18 protein-coding genes and 1 pseudogene are annotated in these 19,837 nt (G+C 70.2%); 9 read left to right on the forward strand and 10 right to left on the reverse strand.

Annotation, left to right across the window (positions count from 1 at the left end; genetic code table 11):
* Positions 1-82 precede the first annotated feature (82 nt).
* From MFF40_RS24195 to serA, 3 genes are all read right to left on the reverse strand, one after another.
* Positions 83-643, reverse strand: a complete 561-nt coding sequence (locus MFF40_RS24195; RefSeq protein ID WP_147897058.1) for a cytochrome b — start codon at positions 641-643, stop codon at positions 83-85.
* Positions 640-1,695, reverse strand: a complete 1,056-nt coding sequence (locus tag MFF40_RS24200; RefSeq protein WP_147897059.1) for a catalase family peroxidase — start codon at positions 1,693-1,695, stop codon at positions 640-642. Before MFF40_RS24200 ends, MFF40_RS24195 begins: the two co-directional genes overlap by 4 nt.
* A 229-nt stretch (positions 1,696-1,924) precedes the next feature.
* Positions 1,925-3,148 carry a phosphoglycerate dehydrogenase gene (serA, locus tag MFF40_RS24205; RefSeq protein WP_147897075.1) on the reverse strand — a complete coding sequence of 408 codons (1,224 nt, stop codon included), beginning with the start codon at positions 3,146-3,148 and terminating at the stop codon, positions 1,925-1,927.
* Between the two features lie 395 nt (positions 3,149-3,543).
* Here serA and MFF40_RS24210 point away from each other — a divergent pair, with 395 nt between their 5' ends.
* From MFF40_RS24210 to MFF40_RS24240, 7 genes are all read left to right on the forward strand, one after another.
* Positions 3,544-3,816 carry an usg protein gene (locus MFF40_RS24210; protein ID WP_147857324.1) on the forward strand — a complete coding sequence of 91 codons (273 nt, stop codon included), beginning with the start codon at positions 3,544-3,546 and terminating at the stop codon, positions 3,814-3,816.
* 232 nt (positions 3,817-4,048) lie between these two features.
* Positions 4,049-5,005 carry a GlxA family transcriptional regulator gene (locus MFF40_RS24215; RefSeq protein WP_147897060.1) on the forward strand — a complete coding sequence of 319 codons (957 nt, stop codon included), beginning with the start codon at positions 4,049-4,051 and terminating at the stop codon, positions 5,003-5,005.
* Positions 5,006-5,106: 101 nt separating this feature from the next.
* The gene (locus MFF40_RS24220) at positions 5,107-5,553 is read left to right on the forward strand and encodes a (2Fe-2S)-binding protein (RefSeq protein ID WP_147857322.1); all 447 of its coding nucleotides are present in this window, start codon (positions 5,107-5,109) and stop codon (positions 5,551-5,553) included.
* A gap of 10 nt (positions 5,554-5,563) precedes the next feature.
* Complete coding sequence (locus tag MFF40_RS24225) at positions 5,564-7,837, forward strand: xanthine dehydrogenase family protein molybdopterin-binding subunit (protein WP_238262557.1); 2,274 nt, start codon at positions 5,564-5,566, stop codon at positions 7,835-7,837.
* A gap of 72 nt (positions 7,838-7,909) precedes the next feature.
* Positions 7,910-8,962 (forward strand): SLAC1 anion channel family protein, encoded by a 1,053-nt coding sequence (locus MFF40_RS24230; protein WP_238262558.1) that lies wholly within the window; start codon positions 7,910-7,912, stop codon positions 8,960-8,962.
* Positions 8,963-9,186: 224 nt separating this feature from the next.
* A complete protein-coding gene (locus MFF40_RS24235; RefSeq protein WP_147897061.1) occupies positions 9,187-10,236 on the forward strand; it encodes an alpha/beta fold hydrolase in 1,050 nt (349 codons plus the stop codon).
* Between the two features lie 45 nt (positions 10,237-10,281).
* Positions 10,282-10,782 carry a cytochrome P460 family protein gene (locus MFF40_RS24240; RefSeq protein WP_147897062.1) on the forward strand — a complete coding sequence of 167 codons (501 nt, stop codon included), beginning with the start codon at positions 10,282-10,284 and terminating at the stop codon, positions 10,780-10,782.
* Between the two features lie 39 nt (positions 10,783-10,821).
* Here MFF40_RS24240 and MFF40_RS24245 read toward each other — a convergent pair whose 3' ends face one another.
* The 3 genes and pseudogenes from MFF40_RS24245 to MFF40_RS24255 all read right to left on the reverse strand — a co-directional run bounded on the left by MFF40_RS24245 (position 10,822) and on the right by MFF40_RS24255 (position 14,532).
* Positions 10,822-11,823: a 4-hydroxyproline epimerase gene (locus MFF40_RS24245; RefSeq protein WP_147897063.1), complete on the reverse strand. Its 1,002-nt coding sequence runs from the start codon at positions 11,821-11,823 to the stop codon at positions 10,822-10,824.
* Positions 11,824-11,833: 10 nt separating this feature from the next.
* Positions 11,834-13,138: pseudogene (locus MFF40_RS24250) on the reverse strand (NAD(P)/FAD-dependent oxidoreductase); the annotation flags it as partial.
* Between the two features lie 371 nt (positions 13,139-13,509).
* The gene (locus MFF40_RS24255; protein WP_147897065.1) at positions 13,510-14,532 is read right to left on the reverse strand and encodes a glycosyltransferase family 2 protein; all 1,023 of its coding nucleotides are present in this window, start codon (positions 14,530-14,532) and stop codon (positions 13,510-13,512) included.
* A gap of 582 nt (positions 14,533-15,114) precedes the next feature.
* On the opposite strand from MFF40_RS24255, the gene MFF40_RS24260 reads away from it, so the two are divergent.
* Positions 15,115-15,435 carry a hypothetical protein gene (locus tag MFF40_RS24260; protein WP_147897066.1) on the forward strand — a complete coding sequence of 107 codons (321 nt, stop codon included), beginning with the start codon at positions 15,115-15,117 and terminating at the stop codon, positions 15,433-15,435.
* A gap of 18 nt (positions 15,436-15,453) precedes the next feature.
* On the opposite strand, the gene MFF40_RS24265 is transcribed toward MFF40_RS24260, so the two are convergent.
* From MFF40_RS24265 to MFF40_RS24275, 3 genes are all read right to left on the reverse strand, one after another.
* Complete coding sequence (locus MFF40_RS24265; RefSeq protein ID WP_147853796.1) at positions 15,454-15,858, reverse strand: lysozyme inhibitor LprI family protein; 405 nt, start codon at positions 15,856-15,858, stop codon at positions 15,454-15,456.
* A gap of 29 nt (positions 15,859-15,887) precedes the next feature.
* Positions 15,888-16,988: a hypothetical protein gene (locus MFF40_RS24270; protein WP_147897067.1), complete on the reverse strand. Its 1,101-nt coding sequence runs from the start codon at positions 16,986-16,988 to the stop codon at positions 15,888-15,890.
* A 157-nt stretch (positions 16,989-17,145) separates the two neighbouring features.
* Complete coding sequence (locus tag MFF40_RS24275) at positions 17,146-17,331, reverse strand: hypothetical protein (RefSeq protein ID WP_147853798.1); 186 nt, start codon at positions 17,329-17,331, stop codon at positions 17,146-17,148.
* A gap of 457 nt (positions 17,332-17,788) precedes the next feature.
* Here MFF40_RS24275 and MFF40_RS24280 point away from each other — a divergent pair, with 457 nt between their 5' ends.
* Positions 17,789-18,013 (forward strand): hypothetical protein, encoded by a 225-nt coding sequence (locus MFF40_RS24280; RefSeq protein ID WP_147853799.1) that lies wholly within the window; start codon positions 17,789-17,791, stop codon positions 18,011-18,013.
* A gap of 13 nt (positions 18,014-18,026) precedes the next feature.
* Here MFF40_RS24280 and MFF40_RS24285 read toward each other — a convergent pair whose 3' ends face one another.
* Positions 18,027-19,502 carry a protein adenylyltransferase SelO gene (locus MFF40_RS24285; protein WP_147853800.1) on the reverse strand — a complete coding sequence of 492 codons (1,476 nt, stop codon included), beginning with the start codon at positions 19,500-19,502 and terminating at the stop codon, positions 18,027-18,029.
* Between the last annotated feature and the right edge of the window lie 335 nt (positions 19,503-19,837).

Below are 19,837 nucleotides of genomic sequence, written 5' to 3' on the forward strand. Positions count from 1 at the left end.
CCCTGAATCACAAAATCACAGAGCTCGCAAGAGCTTGGTGCGGTTCACACCCTAGAGCGGTGCCCGAGCGCTGGGCGCCGGCTCATCGGGGCGCCGCGCCGCTCCGCGATCCGACCGGGGCCATCGCCTCGAACACGCCGTCCCGGCGCACCAGCGCGTGGAACAGCGCCGCCGCCACATGGGTCAGCACCAGGGCGAAGAACGCGAAGGCGAGGTAGAAATGCGCGTTCCACAGCAGCGTATGGAGCGCGGCGTTCTGCGGTAGGATCGCGGGCAGGCGTAGGCCGCCGTAGAGCACGACCGGGTAGGCCCCGGCCGACAGCATCGCCCAACCCAGAAGCGGCATGGCGAACATGAGCGCGTAGAGCCCGTAATGGGACAGGTGCGCGGCGAGCTTCATCGGCGCCGGCAGGTCGGCCGGCAGGGGCGGGCTCCCGCTTCGCGCCCGCACCGCCAGCCGGATCAGGGCGAGGACGAAGATCGCCACGCCCAGCGTCTTATGGGTCGCGAGCAGCGGCACGTATGTGGGCATGATCGTCGAGACCATGCCGACCCCGATGAAGAACATCGCGACGATGCACGCGGCCATCGACCAGTGCAGCAGCCGCTGGCCGCCCGTGAAGCGCTTGCCGTCTGTCGTCATCGCCGCGCCTCCGCCGTGCGCCCGGGATAGTCCTTCTCCTCCGCGGTGCGGAGGTCGTAGGATCGCGCGTAGGCCGCCGAGCGCGCCGCCGGGAACGGGTCGTCGGAGACCCGGATGCCGTCCGGCAGGATCGTCGGATCGAAGTTGATGTCGCGGCAGGGGCCGTCCGCCTCGGGCTCGATGCGCTGAACCACCAGGGTGCCCGCCTCCACGCTGCGCCGTCCCTCCGGCCAGGCCCGGCTCGGATCGGCGGTCGGGTCGCCGGGCTCGGCGACCGTGAGGACAAGCGTCCAGCGTTGCGGCCCGGCCGCGACCCGGTCCGTGATCTCCTGCTCCAGGTAGGCGGGGCCGCGCTTGGCCAGGTCCTCGGGCGTGATCCGCTCCGCCTGCGCCTCGGGACGGAACGACCAGCGCACCGCCCGCTCGGCGCCGGACGCGTCGGTGACCCGGAAGGCGTTGAGGCTGTTGTAGGGCTCCTGCGCATAGCTCGCAGTCCAGTCGGGGCTCTTGGCCCAGGCGCCGAACGGGGCGAACCCCGGATGCGCGGCGACGAAGGCCGCCATCGCGTTCGGCTCCTTGCTCGCCGGGACCCGCAGCAGGGCGTAGAACGCCTCCGGGGTGGAAACCGGGAAGACCGGCGCGTTGATCATGGCGGTGCGCCACACCGCGCCGTCGTCCGCCGTGATCTGCAGCCCCAGGCCCCGCACCCGGACGGTGGCATCCGGCGCGCCCGGATTGGGGGTGCCGAGGTTGAACCGCCCCAGGGCCGGATGGTGCCCGGTCGCGAAGACGCGTGCCCGCGAGAGCGCGCTGCCCTGGCCGTTGGCCTCGAACGTACCGGTGAAGCAGATGCCCTTGGCGTGGTTGCGGCGATACCCGGGAACCGGGCCGGTCGGCGGCGCGAGCGCGTCGACGAGCTTCGTGGGCGTCAGGCGGTCGGGGGAGAGCCAGCCCGCCGTGTAGGCGAGCGCCCCGGTCGCGCCGACGCAGACGGCCGCGATGACGGCGAGCGAGGTCAGGGTCGAGCGCGGCCCCGATGGTGGAAGCGGCATGCGAGGGTCTCCCTTGGCCATCGCGCGGCGCCGGCCGCGGACGGCCCCGGCGCGGCGACGAACGATCCCGGACGCCGGCGGAGACCGGCTCCGCCCGCGTTCGAGGCCTCACAAGCTGCCAGAGATTTTGAATTCAGGAAAGCAAAGCTTCAGGGCGGCGGCGAATACGGGCTGCGTTCGTGGAATGACGGGTTTCGGCCCGGGACGTACTGCTCCACGCCGGCGCTGCTCACGCGGCCCGGGGAATCAGGCGCCGGGCGCGCACGGTGCCGTCGATGCTCCGCAGCGCCTGGAGCACCGCATCCGCCTCCGTCCGCTCCACCGACGCATCCACGACCACGTAGCCGAAATCGCCGTCGGTCTGCAGATACTGCGCGTCGATGTTGAGCGCGCGGCCCGAGAAGACCGTATTGATCTTGCCCAGGACGCCGGGCACGTTCCGGTGCACGTGGAGGAAGCGTGCGCCGGACAGGCGCGGCGGCAATTGCACCTGCGGGAAGTTGACGGCGCTCAGCGTCGAGCCGGTCTGGGCGTACTCCACCAGCTTGCGGGCGACCTCCGCGCCGATGCGGTCCTGCGCCTCTTCCGTCGATCCGCCGATATGCGGGGTCAGGATCACGTTCGCGAGGCCCTGGAGCGGCGAGACGAAGCGCTCCGCGTTGGAGGTCGGCTCGACCGGGAAGACGTCGATCGCCGCGCCGCCGAGACGGCCCTCCCGCAGCGCCCCGGCCAGGGCCTCCAGGTCCACCACCGTCCCGCGGCTGTTGTTGATCAGGTAGGCGCCGGGCTTCATGGCGCGGATCCGCGCCGCATTCATGAGCCCGTGCGTCGCCGGGGTCTCGGGGACGTGCAGGCTGACCACGTCGCTCACGGCGAGCAGGGTCTCCAGGCTGTCCACCGGCTCGGTGTTGCCGTGGCGCAGCTTGTCGGTCAGGTCGTGGAATACGACGCGCATGCCCATCGCCTCGGCGAGATTGGACAGCTGCGAGCCGATATTGCCGTAGCCGACGATCCCCAGAATCTTGCCGCGGACCTCGAAGGCGCCCGTCGCGGATTTGTCCCATCCGCCCGCATGCGCGGAGGCCGAGCGCGGCAGGATGCGCCGGAGCAGCATCACGATCTCGCCGATCGTGAGTTCGGCGACGCTGCGGGTGTTCGAGAACGGCGCGTTGAAGACGGGCACGCCGCGCGCCCGGGCGCTCTCGAGATCGACCTGGTTGGTCCCGACGCTGAAGCAGCCGATCACGGTCAGGTCGGGCAGCGCGTCGAGCAGCTCCGCCGTGACCGTGGTCCGCGAGCGGATCCCGAGCACGTTGGTGTCGGCGAGGCGCGCCGCCTCGGCGAGGCCGAAGGCGTGGGACAGCGGTTGGACCGCGCCGAATCCCGCCTGCGCGAAGATCGCGTGGGCCGTGGCGGCGATGTTCTCGCTCAGGACGATGCGTTCCGTAGGCAAAACCGGCACCTCTGCGGACGGGATGATGCAGATCTTCACGATCGGCGTGGTGCGGTTCGTCGTCAATCGTCTTCGATCGGCGAACAGGACAAGACGAAAGAATTTTCGTGTTGTTGCCCAATACGATGGGAGGAATGTGTCCGGCGAGGCCGGTCGCCGCCTCCGGCTTCGGCGGCAGCTCGGCGCGCAGGGCCGAGTCTGCCGACGGCCGTCCTGTGGCACGACGCGCCCGGCGCCATCCGCCGGCCCTCGCCCCGCAAGCTTCGTGTTCACGCGGGCGCGGGGTGGCACCAGCTTCCGTCAAACCGCGGGGTCATCGCCAATCGATTCCTTGAGGTGGCAAACCGCCTGGGTTAGCCTGGCGTCTCGGTCAACCGGCTTGCGTGAGTTGGGTGATGGCGACCTCGATAAAGCGACCCTCTTGGATCGACGGATACAGCCTGACGACGGCGGAAATCTTTTACCACCTTCCCGATTATCCGCATCTTCTCCAGACATTCATCTGGCAGCAGCTCGATCTGTTTCCTCAACTGCCCGAATTGAAGAAGTTCCTGGCCTTCTGGCAGGAGAAGCTGGATGGCCCGGTGCATTCGGTGAAGGTCATGCACTGCCAGCTCGTGACGCCCGCCGAACTCCGTACGATCTCCGGGGACGTCCTGCTTCACTGAGGGATCGACCGATCGGTGTTTCCGATGGGCCCGGCGGGCTTCGAGATCTCGCGGCCCGCGCGAAGGATCCGCGGCGCGGGTCTCGGTCATGCGCTCCGTCGGCGCGGCGGTTGATCCGTATCCGGTGCGGAAACCGCGTCGCGCCCGTCGGGATGTGCTTCTACCGTTCGCCCTATGCCGAAAGGAATGCTAATACAAAATCCGATACCGGGGCGGAACGGGACGGTTCATCATGGCAGCGGCGCGTCGCATCGGCCTCGTCCTCTGCCCCGATTTCGACTTCATGGGATTGGCCGTGACCTCGCCGTTCGAGATGGCGAACTGGTATGCGGGCGAGAAGCTCTACGACGTCCGCCTGCATTCCGAGTTGGGCGGTCGGCTCCGGGCCGGCCTGGGCGCCGACGTCGCCACCGAGCCGCTGGCCGAGCCGGACGCCTTCGACACGATCCTGGTCGCGGCCGGCGTCGGCATCCCGACGACCGCGCCGGGGCTCGCCGCCTATATCCGCGCCGCCGCGCAATCGACCCGCCGGCTCGCCGGCCTGTGCCTGGGGGCCTTCATCCTGGCCGATGCGGGTATCCTCGACGGGCGGCGCGCGACCACGCATTGGTACTTCGCGGCCCATTTCCGCGCGCGCTACCCCGCCTGCAAGCTCGACGTCGACAAGATCTACATCGCCGACGACAACATCTGGACCTCGGCCGGCATGTCGGCGGCCATCGACCTCGCGGTCGGCATGGTCGAGCGCGACCACGGCCGGGACCTCGCCACCTCGGTCGCCCGGGGGCTGGTGATGGAGCGGCGCCGGTCCGGCGGCCAGGCGCAGCGCTCGGCCCTGCTCGATGTCGATCCGCCGACCGATCGGATCCAGAGCGTCCTGGCCTACGCCCGCCGCAACCTCCCCAAGTCCCTGACCGCCGAGGACCTGGCGGCGGTGGCCTGCCTGAGCCCGCGCCAGCTGACGCGCCTGTTCCGCGCCGAGACCGGAACCTCGCCGGCCAAGGCGGTCGAGACGATCCGGGTCGAGGCGGCCAAGCTGATGCTGGAGGAGAGCCGGCTGCCGCTGGAGGCGATCGCCCAGGCGGTCGGGTTCGCCAACCGCGAGCGGATGCGCCGGTCGTTCCTCCGGGTCTACGGCGAGGTTCCCCGGCGGATCCGCCAGGCCGCCGGGCCGCTTGCCGTGATGTGACGCGGACCATGTCCGAAAACGAGGCCTTTATGGCGTAGGCGGCGGGCAGGGCCACGCTTAAGCATGGTGCAGGCCCTGCTGATATTCGGACGGACACGATCATGGTGAACCTGTCGATCAATGGTCGCCAACATGCAGTCGATGCCGAGCCCGATACGCCATTACTGTTCGTCCTGCGTGATACGCTCGGCCTGACCGGCACCAAGTACGGGTGCGGCATCGGCCAATGCGGGGCCTGCACGGTGCTGCTCGACGGGCAGGCTACGCGCTCCTGCCAGATCCCGATCGAGAGCGTCGGCACGCAGCCCGTCGCCACGATCGAGGCGGTGGAGCAGGACGCGGTCGGCCGGAAGGTCGTGGCGGCCTGGGTGTCGCTGCAGGTGCCGCAATGCGGCTATTGCCAGTCGGGTCAGGTCATGGCCGCGACCGCCCTGCTCAAGCAGACGCCGCGCCCCACCGATGCCGACATCGCCGACGCGATGACCAACCTGTGCCGCTGCGGAACCTACAACGCCATCGCCGCCGCCGTGCGGCAGGCCGCGGCCTGAGGAGGGCGGCATGGAACAGTTTCTGGAACGGTTCCTCGCTCCGGCCCCGGCGGACGCCGTGACCGTGGTCGAAAAGCTGCCGCGCGCCGCATCGCGGCGCGGCTTCCTCACGGCCGCCGGCAGTGCGCTGGTGCTCAGCGTGGCGCTGCCCGGCCGCAGCGCCCACGCCCAGGCGCAGGGGCCCGCGGAGGGAGCGGGCGCGATCGCGCCCAAGCCCGGCACGCGGGTCGCGGCCTTCCTGGAGATCCACCCGGACGGCACCGTCAAGCTGCTCAGCCCCTTCGTCGAGGGTGGCCAGGGCATCGCCACCGGCATGGCGCAGATCGTCGGCGAGGAGCTCGACGTGCCGCCCGCGCGGTTCGTCGTGGAATGCGCGCCGCCCGGTCCCGACTACGCCGTGGTGAACGGCCTGCGCATGACCGGCGGCAGCTTCTCGACCCGGTCGAGCTACGCGGTGATGCGCCGGCTCGGCGCGACCGCCCGCGACATGCTGATCCGCGCCGCCGCGGCCCGGCTCAAGGTCCAGGAATCAGAACTCACCACCCGCGACGGGGTCGTGCTGCACGCGGCGACCGACCGCTCGCTGCCCTACGGCGACCTGGCGGCCGACGCCCTGCTGCTGAAGCCGAACGAGGCCGTCCAGCTGCGCGACCCGGCGACCTTCCGGTACATCCGCCAGCCGGTCCCGCGGCTCGACGTGCACGACAAGGCGACCGGGCAGGCGGTCTACGCGATCGACCAGAAACTCGACGGCATGCTGTACGCCGCCGTGCAGCACGCGCCGCATCTCGGCACCGAGCCGGAGGCGCTCACCAACGAGGCGGACATCCGCGCCATGCCGGGCGTCCATTCGGTGCATCGCCTGCCGGGCGCCGTCGCGGTCGCGGCCGACAGCTGGTGGCGGGCCCGCAAGGCGGTCGAGGCGCTCACCGTGCGCTGGTCGGCGCCCAAGCCGAGCGGCCTCGACACGGTGGCCGCCGACTTCTCGTCCGACGGGATGGTGGCGGCGCTCAAGGCCTCGGCCGATCCGGGCCTCGCCGCCGAGGCGGTGGGCGACACCGCCGACGCCTTCGCCAAGGCCGCCAAGGTCGTCGAGGCGGAGTACGAGGCGCCCTATCTGGCCCACGCCCAGCTCGAGCCGCCCTCGGCGCTGGCGCGCTTTGCCGAGGACGGGACGCTCGACCTCTGGCTGCCCAACCAGATGCCAGAACTGTTCCAGGCGATCTCCGCCCAGGTCGCGGGCCTGCAGCCGGCGCAGGTGCGGATCCACTCGCCGATGCTCGGCGGCTTCTTCGGCCGCCACTTCGCCTACGGACCCGCCAACCCGTTCCCGCAGGCGATCCGCCTCGCGCAGGCGACCAAGCGTCCTGTGAAGGTGCTGTGGTCGCGCGAGGAGGAGTTCCGCTCCGACGCCCTGCGCCCGCTCAGCTACAGCCGCTTCCGGGCCGCCCTGGACGCAGAGGGCCGGCCGAGCGCCATCGAGGTCCGCACCGTCGGCGAGGGGCCGATCGGGCGCTATTTCGGGGCGCTGTTCAAGAACCCGATCGATTCCTCCGCCGTGGAGGGGATCGTCGAGAAGCCCTACGCCATCCCGAACCGGCGGATGACCTTCACCAAGCTCGCCCACCCGGTGACCATCGCGTTCTGGCGCTCCGTCGGCCACTCGATGAACGACGCGTTCTACGAGAGCTTCCTCGACGAGATCGCGCAGGGCGGCGGGCAGGACCCGTTCGCGCTGCGCCAGGCGCTCCTGAAGGACAGCCCGCGCCACCTGGCGCTGCTCGCCGCGGTGGCCGAGATGTCCGGCGGCTGGCGGCGCGGGCCCTACGCGGCCGAGGGCGGCACGCGCGCCCGCGGCCTCGCCATGGCCTCGCCGTTCGGGTCGGAGACGGCCACGATCGCCGAGGTGTCGGTCACGGGCGGCGAGGCCCGGGTCCACACCCTGTGGATCGCGTTCGACCCGGGCAGCGTCGTCAACCCGGCGATCGTGCGGGCGCAGGTCGAGTCCGCCGCGGCGCTGGGCCTCTCGTCGGTGCTGTTCGAGCAGGTCGTCTACCGCGACGGCGTGCGCCAGGCGCAGAATTACGACACCTACCCGATCCTGCGCCGGGAGCACATGCCGGCGGTCCACGTGCGCATCGTCGAGAGCGGCGCGCCGATGGGCGGCGTCGGCGAGCCGGGGCTTCCGGGGGTGCCGCCCGCCGTGCTGAACGCGGTCGCGGCCCTCACCGGGCAGCGCATCCGCGCCCTCCCGATCGCCAACACCAAGCTCTCCGCGGCCTGACGCCTGTCGGGGACGCGTCCGGCAGGCGGACGACGGGGAACGGGCGTATCGGGTCCATCTTGGAGGCAACCGATGCTGGATGTGGTGGACCGGGTCGCGGATCCGTCCGAGGCCGCGCTGACCGCGCGCAAGGCCCCCGACACGCCGAAAGCCACCCCGGCGGGCTGGCGGCAGGTCGAGGCGCTGCCGGTCGGCCTGTTCGCCGCGGTGATGGGCCTGACCGGCCTCAGCGTCGCCTGGAGCCTGGCCCAGGCCCGCTACGCCGCGCCGGCCTGGATCGCCGACGTCCTGGGCTACGCGGCGCTCGCCGCCTTCGTGGCGATCGCGGCGGGCTACGCCGTGAAGGCCGCCATCGCCCCGCAGGCGGTGCGCGCCGAGTTTGTCCATCCGATCGCCGGCAACCTGTTCGGGACGCCCCTGATCAGCCTTCTCCTGCTGCCGATCCCGCTGGCGCGGGCGAACCTCCTCGTCGCGCAGGTCCTGTGGGTGCTGGGCGCCGTCGGCATGACCCTGTTCGCGTGGCTGATCGTGACCCGGTGGCTGAGCGAGCGCCAGCAGGCGGCGCACGCGACGCCGGCCTGGATCGTCCCGGTGGTGGGCCTCCTCGACGTGCCGCTCGCCCTGCCGGGGCTGGGCCTGCCGCCGATGCACGCGGTCATGATGTTCGGGCTGGCGGTCGGCCTGTTCTTCGCGGTGCCGCTGTTCACCCTGATCCTGTCGCGCCTGCTGTTCGAGGCGCCGCTTCCGGTGGCGCTGCAGCCGGCGCTGCTGATCCTGATCGCCCCGTTCGCGGTCGGGTTCTCGACCTACGTGGCGACCACCGGGACGATCGACCTGTTCGCGCAGGCGCTCTACGCCGTCGCGCTGTTCCTGCTGGCGGTGCTGCTGCCCAAGCTCGCCCGCCTCGTCCAGGCCTGCCCGTTCCGGGTCGCCTGGTGGGCGGTGAGCTTTCCCCTCGCCGCCGCCGCGGTGGCGTCCCTGCGCGTCGCGACCGCGATGCCGGGCGCGCTCGCCGACGGCACCGCCCTGGCGCTCCTGGCCCTGGCGATGCTGGTGATCCTGTGGCTGCTCGGCCGGACCCTGGTCGGCCTCGCCCGCGGCGAGCTGCGCACCCTGTCCCAGTGATGCGATCGTGGCGGGGATGCGAGCGGAGATCGTGTCGCCGACGCCGTGAGTAACACCGGCGTCCCGAAAGTCTTCGGCCACCGTTCGGGACGATGGACGGCCACAGGCACCGCCCTGTAAGACACAAGCGCTTCCGAGAGCTATCTCGAATCTGTGTTCGAGCGCGATGCCGGCCCGTGATGCAGTCTTCGCGCACTCGAAGATCCGTCAAAGCGGAGGCCTCCATGCCCGCCGACACGCGCCCCGAACCCCCTCCCGAGACCATCGACCGGAGCCGCCGCCGGCTCCTCGGCGCCACGGCCGCGACCGTGGCGGTCGCCGAGCTGGGCCGCATCGGCGTCGCGCGGGCCGAGACGGGAGCCTCCGCGGCCGGAACCATGCCCGGCACGCTGAAGCAGGTCGAGGCCGGAATGCTCGATGTCGGCTATGTCGAGGCCGGCCCCGCCGACGGTCCGGCGGTCATCCTGCTGCACGGCTGGCCCTACGACATCCACGCCTTCGCGGAGGTCGTCCCGATCCTCACCGCGGCCGGCCATCGGGTGATCGTGCCGCATCTGCGCGGCTACGGGACGACCCGCTTCCTCGCGAAGGACGCGATCCGCAACGGCGAGCAGGCGGCTCTGGCGGTGGACGTCATCGCCCTCATGGACGCCCTCGGCATCCCCCGCGCCGTGCTCGGCGGCTTCGACTGGGGCGCCCGGACGGCCTGCATCGTCGCGGCGCTCTGGCCGGACAGGTGCGACGCCCTCGTCTCGGTGAGCGGCTACCTGATCGGCAGCCAGGAGGCCGGCAAGGCGCCGCTGCCGCCGAAGGCCGAGCTGTCCTGGTGGTACCAGTTCTACTTCGCCACCAGCCGGGGCCGGGCCGGCTACGAAGCGTATCGCGACGCCTTCGCCCGGCTGATCTGGCAGAGCGCCTCGCCGCGCTGGGCGTTCGACGACGCGACCTTCGCCCGCAGCGCCCGGTCCTTCGACAACCCCGACCATGTCGCCATCGTCATCCACAATTACCGCTGGCGGCTCGGGCTCGCCGAGGGCGAGCCGCGCTACGAGGCCCTCGAGGAAAGGCTGGCGCGGGCGCCGGAGATCGCCGTGCCGACGATCACGCTCGAAGGCGACGCCAACGGCGCCCCGCATCCGGAGCCCGCGACCTATGCCGGGAAATTCACCGGCCGCTACGCGCACCGGCCGATCACCGGCGGGATCGGCCACAACCTGCCCCAGGAGGCGCCGCACGCCTTCGCGCAGGCCGTCATCGATGCGGCCTCGGCCTGAGGTCCCCCGCGTCCGGATCGGCCTGAGACGGCATAGGAGCCTGCGATGCGTGCCATCACCGTTGCTGCGTCCAGCCTGCTGGCGGCCGCCCTGCTGGGCGCCGCCGCCCTCCGTGCCGGGACCGCGCCCGAAGCGTCGCCGCTTTACGGCGTGACCGTTCCGGACGGTTTTCGCGACTGGCCGCTCATCGGGGTCGCGCAGGAGACCGGCGCCCTCGACGAGCTGCGAGCGGTGGTGGGCAACGCCCCGGCGCTGCAGGCCTACCGGGCGGGTACGCTGCCCTTCCCGGACGGGACGGTCCTGGTGAAGCGCGCCTGGAAACGCACCCCCTCCCGGGAATTCGAGCCCGCCTTCGTCCCCGGGGCGGCGACCACGATCCAGGTCATGGTCAAGGATTCGAAGCGCTACCCGGAAACCGGCGGCTGGGGGTTCGGCCGCTTCATCGACGGCACGCCCACGGACGCGGCCCAGCACGAGACCTGCTTCGCCTGCCATCAGGCCAACGTCCGGAACCACGACTTCGTGTTCACCCGGCTCGCGCCCTGAGGGGGCTGCGCGTATGGCGCTGCCCTGCCTCGCCGGCGGCTACGCCACCACGAAGCCGTGCGCGAACGGATCGCGGTCGTCGATGAAGATCGTGTTGATCCCGGTCTGGCGCGCCCAGCCGGCCACCGAGGGCACGATCGCGGGTTTGCCGGCCACCGTGGTCGCGGCCTCGACCCGGCCGCGGAACAGCGAGCCGATGATCGATTCGTGCACGAAATCGTCGCCGACCTTCAGCCGGCCCTTGGCGGCGAGCTGCGCCATGCGGGCCGAGGTGCCGGTGCCGCAGGGCGAGCGGTCGATCGCCTTGTCGCCGTAGAACACGGCGTTGCGGGCCTGGGCCTCGGGGTGGCGCGGCGCGCCGGTCCACAGGATGTGGGACAGGCCCCGGATCTCCGGATGCTCCGGATGGACGAACGCGTACTTGGCGTTGAGCGCCGCGCGCAGCTTCGGCGACCGGGCGATGAGGTCCCCGGCGGTGTGATCGGCCATGTCCCGGAAGTTTTTTTGGGGCTCGACGATGGCGTAGAAGTTGCCCCCGTAGGCGACGTCCACCACGATCTCGCCGACCCCATCGAGATGCGCGGTCAGCCCTTCGGCGTGGAGATAGCCCGGCACGTTGCGCAACCGTACCTCCTCCACGAAGCGGCCCTCCTGCCGGTAGGTGATGTCCACCTTGCCGGCCGGCGCGTCGATCGAGAGCCGCCCCGGCGCGCGCGGGGTGACCAGGCCGTTCTCGATCGCCATGGTGACCGTGCCGATGGTGCCGTGGCCGCACATCGGCAGGCAGCCGCTGGTCTCGATGAACAGCACCGCCACGTCGCAATCGGGCCGCGTCGGCGGATACAGGATCGCCCCCGACATCATGTCGTGGCCCCGCGGCTCGAACATCAGCCCGGTGCGGATCCAGTCGTAGGTGCGCAGGAAATGAGCGCGCTTCTCCAGCATGGTGCCGCCTTCGAGGATCGGGCCCCCGCCCGAGACGAGGCGGACCGGGTTGCCGCAGGTATGGCCGTCGAGGCACGAGAAGGTGTGGTTGGCCATAGGCGAAGCCCTATCGGAAGCGCTGGGGCGAGAACGGCGCGAGGTCGATCGCCGGCGCCGCGCCGGTGACGAGGTCGGCGACGAGGCGGGCGGTGCCCGCCGACTGGGTCAGCCCGAGATGGCCGTGCCCGAAGGCGTAGACGACCCGTCGCGTGGCCGCGGCATGGCCGATCGCCGGCAGGGAATCGGGCAGCGACGGGCGCAAGCCCATCCAGGGCCGCCCGCCCTCGGTGTTCAGGCCCGGCAGGAAGGTCTTGGCCTTGCGCAGCATCGCCTCCGAGCGCCGGAAATCCGGCGGCCGGTCGAGGCCGCCGAGTTCCACCGCGCCGCCGACCCGGATGCCGGACGACAGCCGCGTCACCACGAAGCCGTGGCCCCCGAAGGTGACCTGCGTGCGCAGGTCGAGGGCGCCCGCGGGCAGCGTCGTGTTGTAGCCCCGCTCCGTCTCCAGCGGGATCCGCTCGCCCAGGGTGCGGGCGATGCGGTGCGAGAAGGCCCCGGCCGCGACCACGACCTGTCCGGCCCTGCGGGTGCCGGCGGATGTCACGACGGCGACGCCGTCGGCCGTGGGGCGCAGCGCCGTGACCTCGGCCCGCGCGATCGCGCCGCCTTCGTCCCGCAGGCGCCCGGCCAGGGCGAGCACGTAGGTTTTCGGGTCGGCGATCGAGTACCAGCCGGGGGTGAAGGTCCCGTGCGTGAACCGGGGCGCCAGGCCGGGCTGCAGCGCCGCCATGCCGGCGGCGTCGAGATGCGTGAAGGCGATGCCGTGATCGGCCCGCACCTGCCAGCCCGGCAGCGCGGCCTCGAACTCCGCCTGCCCCTCGTAGACCTGGAGGTTGCCGTCCTTGCGCAGCATCGCCACCGTGCCGGTGGCCTCGAGGAACGGCTCCAGCGTGTCCCGCGAAAAATCCATGAGCGCGGTCTGCGCGGCTGTCGCCCGGCGGACGCGCTCCGGCGCGCAGGCCCGCCAGAAGCGCAGCATCCAGGGCAGGATCCGGGGCGCGTAGGCCGGCGGCACCGAGAGCGGCCCGAGCGGATCGAGCAGCCAGCGCGGCGCCCTCCGGAGGATGCCGGGCGAGGCCAGCGGCAGGATGTCGGTGAACGCGAAGGCGCCGGCATTGCCGGCGCTCGCCCCGGCCGCCGGGCCCTCCCGGTCGAGCACCGTGACCGACAGGCCGCGCGCGCGCAGGGCCAGGGCGGCGGACAGCCCGATGACGCCCGCTCCGACGACGATCACGTCCGGCGGCTCCGCGTCCGTCATCCTACCGCGCCGCCGCCCGGTGCGGACGCGTCGCGCTCCCGGACGTGACGCTCCTGGAACAGCAAGAGGTGGCGTTTTTCATGCCGGTGGTCAGGCCTCCGAAGATGAGCGGGCCCGGTATCGGGCCGCACGCAGACATCCGGAACCGATGCCCCCGTCGAGACGCGTCGTTCCAGCGCCTGCATCCAAGCACGTTCCGGGCCGGTGGGCAAAAATAGCCCGAACGGACTATCGCGGGCGAGCCTTATGCCTCGGAAATCTCGCTGTTGCCGTCGCCGCGGTCGCTTCGTCTTGCGCGCCCGTTCCGGTGCTCGCCGGCACGGGCACCGGTCGTCCCGAGTCCGGGACGCGTGTGCCGCCCCTCCCTGCCGGGTCCGATGGTCCTTGATCGCTGCCGGATGCGGGCAAAGGCCGGTTGCGGCCCGTCAGCTCGACCGGGCCATGCCCAACGTGCGGATGTTCGACACGACAGGCCTCCAACTCCCGGTCAGACGCGTCTCCAGGAGCGATCGGACCGTCCGGAGCGGCAGGACTCTGCAGGCCAGCAGGAACAGCACGACGGACACGCGCTTGAGCGGGCTGTACCAGGTCGGGAACGATCCGACCGTGACGACGACGCCCGCCCAGCTGATGCGGCGCATCTCCAGTATATCACAGTAATTATTGTACCGAGCATGCATATACATGCGGGTCGGCGAGCCGATCTTGCAGGATCCATCCCTGTCGGTCAGGGCGACTCTGAGATGTTCCAGCCGATCGACGAACCGTTTCTGGTGCTTTCTGATCAGGCCCACCGTCGGCGTCCGATTGGTGCCGGACTTGTTCTTGCTGTGCAATCTGTAGCGGCCGAGCGGTTCGGACAGGCTCACGACGTCACCGTAGAACGGTGCGGCCAGCAGCATCACGCCGTCGACGGCCGAATCGTAATGGGCGTCCTCCAGGAGCGCGCACAGGTCCCTGCGAAACACGTTGCCCGAGGTCGGTGGCGAGATGTAGGTCCCCGCCCTCTCGATGGCCTTGACGAACGTGGCGCGCCCCCGGCCGTTCGCCAGATTCGGAAAAGACGTACCGAGCGGCGTGCCGTTGCTGTCGATGCGAAGCAGAGGGAACTGTAGTTTCGCGATGTCCGCATCGAGATGCCGGATGATCGTCTGTATCGAGCCCGGAACCAGTTCGTCGTCGGCATCCAAGAACAGGATGAACGGGGCATCCGTTTTCGACACGCCGTATCGGCAGGCGCTGACTTGTCCGCCGTTCTTTTTCCTGAACGCGCGAACATTGAACTGCTCGATCACCTCCCACGAACGATCAGTCGATCCGTCATCGACGACGATGACATCGCAGTGGGTCGTATCCTGGGAGAGTACACTCGCGATCGAATTTCGAACGTAATCCTCGTAATTAAAGCAATTTATTATGATCGCAAGCTTTAGTTCTTTGTCTTCCATCTGCTTTGCCCATGTAGAGATCGCGCAATTTATCTTGTATGCATCTTGAATAGATTTTGATGTTGTGATTATCCACGTATTTAGGCTTTCGGTAAATCCCCTGATCCGTAAATAAAGCCTGGATTAAAATCATCGCTCGGAGTTCGACCGCCCGGATCGCAGGAATTCCTCCTCCCGACGCGATCATCACTCCGCCGCACGTCGGCCACCGGGGAGGGGGCGACGGCGCAGTGCAGACGATCGGATGTCGGGCCCTCGCCCGGCATGATCCGCGCCCCGCCTGGGTCACCGAATCCGGACCCATCGACCTGGATCGGGGGCGTCAGGCGGCCGGGGCGCGGACCCGCCTGCCGCGTCCGCTGTTCTTCGCGTTAAGCGAACGTTCCGCGGCCGCGGGTCGTACGCTTCGCATTGACTGCGCGGGATCGCGCGGCCGCGGCCCGTGTTAACGCGAGGTCTGACCGACGATCGGGCTGTCGGACGCCCGGAGCCTTCGCCGGGACTACACCGATGCGCATACCGGTTATCAATCGGTCCCGCGCATACCGGCCAGGATTGGACGCGGCGCGAGGGGGATGATCGGTGAGCCTGCCCGGTGTGAAGGACGGGGAGAAATCCCGTCACATCCTCCCGACCGCCAGCACGATGATTGGTATCAGCACTACGCTGATTGGTCTGGTGAAGCTGCTGGAGCACTATTCGGGCCCCAGCCAGGTCGACGTCTACAGCGGCATCGTCGCCGTCCTGTTCCTGCTGAGCGCGATCCTGTCCTACCTGTCGACGCGGCTCGAGGCCCGGCCGCGCATCAGCCGTTTCGCCGAGCAGGTGGCGGACAACTTCTTCCTGCTCGGCCTCATGGGCATCACCGGCGTCGCGTTCCTGTTCGCCTACGAGGTGATCTGAGGCGGGTCAGTATCCCGTTCAGGGTGCGCAGGCGAGGTCGCCGCCCGGGCACTTGATCTGCGCGGTCAGGTCCCGGATGCGCTGGCGGGTCAGCTCGGTCTTGCAGGTGCCGTCGAGCAGGGGCGCGATCGTTCCGTTGGCATCGGGCGCCGAGGCGTCGTAGCCGGTGCGCAGGTTGCACTCGAGGTCGCGGAAGGCGATCCAGGCCCGCTGCGCCGCCACCAGGTTGTGCCGGCCGTTGCTGTCGAGCTTGTCGCGCAGGGCGGCGTAGCGCCGGTTCAGCTCCGCGTCGGCCTGCGCGAAGTTCTGGGCTGCACAGAGATTCGCCGCCGTCTGATCGGGCGCCTGCGTGCAATCCGCCTCCGCGGCGGAGCCGACGGCAGGCAGGGCGATCAGGAATCCGATGAGGGCGGTTCGCAGCATGGCAGGTTCCAGGGCCGAGGCGACGGGCATCAAGGTTCGCCATCCGTCCGCCGGGCGCGGAAGGCGTAGAAGCCGCCGTCGGCGTCGTACAGGACGTCGAAGCCGTTGAGCAGGCGCAGACCGGTATTGACGAAGGGCAGCGGACGCGTGGTGTTGAGGACGATGCGCTCCGGCGCCAGGGGCGAGGCGGTATCGCCGCTCGTGATCGCGTAGCCGGCCGCGTCGCCGAAGCTAAAGCTAAGCCGCGTCCCGGGGACGAGCGCGTCGCGGCCGGCGCCATCGGTGCGGAGTCTCTCAGTGACTTGCTCGGGCGGGAGCGTCAGGAACATGCCGGTCACGCCGGTGTCGATCAGCGCGCGACCGCAGGCGCCCGGCTCCCGACCGTTCACCACGATACAGACCGGTACGCCAAGCCAGTCGCCCGAGACCCGCGGATGCGGATCGAGCTTCACGAAGCGGAAGCGCCCCCGGGTGTTGGCGCGCGTCAGCCCGACATGCACTCCCGTTCTGGTCACGACGTAGCCGCGATGCACCGGGCCGGGACCCGGCGGCTCTGCGTTAAGCAGCGGATTGGTGTCCGGCGTGCTCTGGGTCTGGCTGTCGTCTTCCCGCCCGAAGCCGATCCCCAGCATGGCCACGTGCCCGGGGGCCTCCTCCCGGGTGCAGGAGCGGGCCTTCTCGGTGCAGTCGATCCGGTCAACCGCCAGCACGGGCATCGGCCGCGTCGAGACCCTGGCGCCGTCGCGGCCCGACAGGGTCACCGGGATGGTCACCCAGCGACCGATCATGATCCGGCCGGAACTCGTGTAGGTCAGGCGACCGGGCCGGCTTGGCAGGGCATCGACATTCGGGATGCGCCCGGCCGACACGACGATGCCGGTGGAGCCGGTGTCGACGAGCACCGGGCTGGCCTCGCCTCCGAATGACAGGCCGAGACGGGGTGAGCGGGCTATCGCATCGCCGGGCCCGGGAGCGTTGAGGAAGCCCAGGAAGATACCGCGCCGGTCGCTCTCGTAATTCGGGCGCGCACCCGCCCTCGCGGCCGGAGCGAGCGCGATCAGCCCGGCTCCGAGCAGCGCCGCCCGGGCAAGCCAGCGCGATCCGACCTGTTGCGTGGTGGGGTGACGCATTGTGGGACCCGGCGATGGGAGGGCTGAGCCTAGCAGCGGGTTGAGGCGCGGGCACGCTGGAGCCTTTCCCGCCGATGTGGAGAGGAGACGGAATCGGCCGGCACGGTGAATCTTGCCGCGCTGGTCCTGTCTGATGGCGGCGCGAGCGAGAGTGGCGCTATCGTCGGGGCTCCGCCCGCTCCTCCAACCCGCCCAGGAGGACCAGGATCCGGCCCAGCAGCGCGCGGGCGTGGAGCGCGGCGCTGGTGCCGGCACGATCGTCGGCCTGTCTGGCACAGGCCTCGTAGGCAGCCCGCAGAGCCGCAAGCTGGCGCGCGCGCAGTTCGGGACCATCGGAGCCCATGGGCCACCCCCGATAGGCTCGTGTCCGCGGTACGTCCCCGCAGACAAGCCTCCTGAACCACCCATAGTCGGGGAGTTGGAAAACCGTGCTCGAACGGTCCCTACGACCTTTAGTGCCGGAACACCTGGACATGCGCCGCAGGCTCCCCGACCCACGCGGCCAAGGATTCGGGTGCCGTCGCGGCCGGCACCAAACCGTCGAGCAAGGGGTTTCCACGCCCCAGGGCGGCACGTACCGCCCTGCGCAGGCAGGTAACCAATTCTAGGAAGCGAATCCAGACCGATAACGCCGCCCGCCGATGCGCTCTGGGGATGGCTTGGCAGCGCAAGCAGGGTAGCATTCGACAGATAAAATGCTCGAATTTGTGTTAAAAACCATTAACCTTGCTGGTCGGTGGTGTTGAACAAACGCCCCGCCTTCGACATCTGCTTTCGTCCAACAGATTGTCTGAGGTGTGATGAAGATGAAATCATATTCCATCTTTCTTCGCGATCGGGCGCAGGTCGGCGCGGATCATCCGCGTCTGCTCGCCTACGAGATTTCGGATCGACACCTGGCCCAGGCGCTCGTCTCGGGGATCGCCGCGTCTCATGAGGATCACGGCTTCAATCCGGCGACGGGCGTGCACTGGTTCAGGCATGGCGGCAGCCTGCATGAGATCTACGCCTGGCCGCAGCGCTGAGCGCCGCGTCGGCTCAGGTGCCGCAGAACGTGCGGTATCCGACGCCGCCGCCCTCGGGTGGCTCGGCATAAGGGGCAGACGCGGGCTGATCGTCGTAGGGGCGCGAGAGCACTGCCAGGAACGCTTCGAAGGGTGCGAAATCGTCACGCTCCACTGCGGCCTCGATCATCTCCTCGACCCGGTGGTTGCGTGGGATGAAGGCGGGGTTGACCTGCCGCATCGCCGTCGCGGCTGCCGCGGGGTCGCGGTCCTCCTGGGCGAGCCGGGCGCGCCAGCGCGACGCCCATGCATCGTACGCCGTCGGATCGACGAACAGGTCACGCAGCGCGGTCTCGGCCTCCGGCCGTTCCGCAGCGGCGCACAGGGACCGGAATGTGCGGGTGAAGTCCGCCTGATTCTCGGCCATCCGTTTCATGAGGTCGCCCGCCAGCGCCGGATCGCCGTCCCGGATGCCGGTCAACCCCAGCTTGGCGTTGAGGCCGCCGTGATAGGCCGCCTCGAAGCACGGGGCGTAGCCGGCCAGCGCCGCCTCGGCCTCCGCGACCGCCTCGGTCTCGTGCGGAGCCAGCAGCGGCAGCAGCGTCTCGGCCAGGCGCGTCAGGTTCCACAGTGCGATGCGCGGCTGCTCGCCATAGGCATAGCGGCCGTTCCGGTCGATGGAGCTGAACACCGTCCGGGGATCGTAGGCGTCCAGGAAGGCGCAGGGGCCGTAATCGATGGTCTCGCCCGCCACCGACATGTTGTCCGTGTTCATCACCCCGTGGACGAAGCCGACCAGGAGCCAGCGCGCCACCAGCGCGGCCTGGCGGGCGACCACGCCTTCGAGCAGCGCCCGGTAAGGTTTCTCCGACCCGGTCGCCTCTGGATAGTGCCGGGCGATCACGTGGTCGGCGAGGGCCCGCAGGCCCTCGACGTCGCCCCGGGTGGCGAAGAACTGGAACGTGCCGACCCGGATATGGCTCGCCGCCACCCGGGTCAGGATCGCGCCGGGTAGGACCGTATCGCGCGCCACCGCCTCGCCGGTCGCGACGGCGGCGAGCGCCCGGGTGGTCGGGATGCCGAGCGCCGCCATGGCTTCGCTGACGAGGTACTCGCGCAGCACGGGGCCCAAAGCCGCGCGGCCGTCGCCCCGGCGGGAGAACGGCGTCGGGCCGGATCCCTTCAACTGGATATCGCGGCGCTGTCCCGCCCGGTCGATCACCTCGCCGAGCAGGATCGCCCGGCCGTCGCCGAGCTGCGGCACGAACTGCCCGAACTGATGACCGGCATAGGCCGCCGCGAGCGGTGTCGCCCCCTCCGGGACACGGTTCCCGGCCAGAGCCGCTACGCCTTCAGGGCCCGCGAGCCAGTCCGGGTCGAGACCGAGGTCCTGGGCCAACGCTCGGTTCAGCCGGATCAGGCGCGGTGCTGCTACCGGCGTCGGCGCGCGGGACGCATAGAAGCGCTCCGGTAGGCGGGCGTAGCTGTTGTCGAAGGGGATCGGGGTCATCGACGCCATCTATGAATGCGCCCGGCGGCCAGCAAGCGCGGCCGAGGCCGGTTCTCATGGGCCGCCGTCGGTCCAAGACCGTTCGCGCGTGCCAGGTTCCGCGCGTCGCAGTCGCGGCGCCGCAGATGCGGCCGGTTTGCGACCGAACCGCCGGGATGCGCGTTCGCTCCGGACGCCGATCTTTCCCGGCCCCGTCGTGAGCCGTCGAGCGGGGTGTGGCGGGCGGGTCTCAGGGCGGCTCCTCTGGACGAAAACATGCGGTGACGGCCGACCGGATGCTTGTAAGCCTTCCCCCCACGGGCGATGCGGCTGCCATGGCTGTGTGCGGACCCGTA

Source organism: Methylobacterium mesophilicum, from assembly GCF_022179445.1.
Classification (GTDB): domain Bacteria; phylum Pseudomonadota; class Alphaproteobacteria; order Rhizobiales; family Beijerinckiaceae; genus Methylobacterium; species Methylobacterium mesophilicum.

Excerpts from the sequence above, each read along its gene's own strand:
- MFF40_RS24195 (WP_147897058.1), bottom strand. The coding sequence starts at position 643 with ATGACGACAGACGGCAAGCGCTTCACGGGCGGCCAGCGGCTGCTGCAC.
- MFF40_RS24200 (WP_147897059.1), bottom strand. The coding sequence starts at position 1,695 with ATGCCGCTTCCACCATCGGGGCCGCGCTCGACCCTGACCTCGCTCGCC.
- MFF40_RS24210 (WP_147857324.1), top strand. The coding sequence starts at position 3,544 with ATGGCGACCTCGATAAAGCGACCCTCTTGGATCGACGGATACAGCCTG.
- MFF40_RS24215 (WP_147897060.1), top strand. The coding sequence starts at position 4,049 with ATGGCAGCGGCGCGTCGCATCGGCCTCGTCCTCTGCCCCGATTTCGAC.
- MFF40_RS24220 (WP_147857322.1), top strand. The coding sequence starts at position 5,107 with ATGGTGAACCTGTCGATCAATGGTCGCCAACATGCAGTCGATGCCGAG.
- MFF40_RS24225 (WP_238262557.1), top strand. The coding sequence starts at position 5,564 with ATGGAACAGTTTCTGGAACGGTTCCTCGCTCCGGCCCCGGCGGACGCC.
- MFF40_RS24230 (WP_238262558.1), top strand. The coding sequence starts at position 7,910 with ATGCTGGATGTGGTGGACCGGGTCGCGGATCCGTCCGAGGCCGCGCTG.
- MFF40_RS24235 (WP_147897061.1), top strand. The coding sequence starts at position 9,187 with ATGCCCGCCGACACGCGCCCCGAACCCCCTCCCGAGACCATCGACCGG.
- MFF40_RS24240 (WP_147897062.1), top strand. The coding sequence starts at position 10,282 with ATGCGTGCCATCACCGTTGCTGCGTCCAGCCTGCTGGCGGCCGCCCTG.
- MFF40_RS24245 (WP_147897063.1), bottom strand. The coding sequence starts at position 11,823 with ATGGCCAACCACACCTTCTCGTGCCTCGACGGCCATACCTGCGGCAAC.
- MFF40_RS24255 (WP_147897065.1), bottom strand. The coding sequence starts at position 14,532 with ATGGAAGACAAAGAACTAAAGCTTGCGATCATAATAAATTGCTTTAAT.
- MFF40_RS24265 (WP_147853796.1), bottom strand. The coding sequence starts at position 15,858 with ATGCTGCGAACCGCCCTCATCGGATTCCTGATCGCCCTGCCTGCCGTC.
- MFF40_RS24270 (WP_147897067.1), bottom strand. The coding sequence starts at position 16,988 with ATGCGTCACCCCACCACGCAACAGGTCGGATCGCGCTGGCTTGCCCGG.
- MFF40_RS24275 (WP_147853798.1), bottom strand. The coding sequence starts at position 17,331 with ATGGGCTCCGATGGTCCCGAACTGCGCGCGCGCCAGCTTGCGGCTCTG.
- MFF40_RS24280 (WP_147853799.1), top strand. The coding sequence starts at position 17,789 with ATGAAGATGAAATCATATTCCATCTTTCTTCGCGATCGGGCGCAGGTC.
- MFF40_RS24285 (WP_147853800.1), bottom strand. The coding sequence starts at position 19,502 with ATGACCCCGATCCCCTTCGACAACAGCTACGCCCGCCTACCGGAGCGC.